Source organism: Micromonospora sp. DSM 43699 (assembly GCF_055517075.1).
Genome location: NZ_JBTMMT010000223.1, coordinates 1 through 443, shown reverse-complemented (window position 1 = coordinate 443; position 443 = coordinate 1). Strand labels below are relative to the sequence as shown.

Genomic DNA, 443 nt, shown 5'->3' with positions numbered 1-443 from the left:
GCACGGTGACGTCCAAGGACCGCAGGATGTCGGCCAGTTCGCGGCGGGAGGCCGGGTCCAGGTTGGACGAGGGTTCGTCCAGGACGAGGATCTCCGGCTCCATCGCGAGGACGGTGGCGACGGCGACGCGGCGGCGCTGCCCGAAGGAGAGGTGGTGCGGCGGCCGGGCGGCGAACTCCGCCATGCCGACCTGTTCCAGGGCGCGCAGCACCCGCTCCTCCAGCTCCGGGCCGCGCAGTCCGGCGGAGGCCGGCCCGAAGGCGACGTCCTCGCGGACGGTGGGCATGAACAGCTGGTCGTCGGGGTCCTGGAAGACGATGCCGACCCGGCGGCGGATCTCGGCGAGATTCCGTTTGGCGACCGGGAGTCCGGCGACGCGCACCGTGCCCGAGCCGGCGTCGAGGATGCCGTTGAGGTGCAGGACGAGGGTGGTCTTGCCCGCT

1 protein-coding gene is annotated in these 443 nt (G+C 72.9%); it reads right to left on the bottom strand.

From position 1 onward, the window contains the following. The coding region (locus tag AC0AIB_RS31355) for an energy-coupling factor ABC transporter ATP-binding protein (RefSeq protein WP_465098103.1) at positions 1-443 on the bottom strand (443 nt) is incomplete at both ends.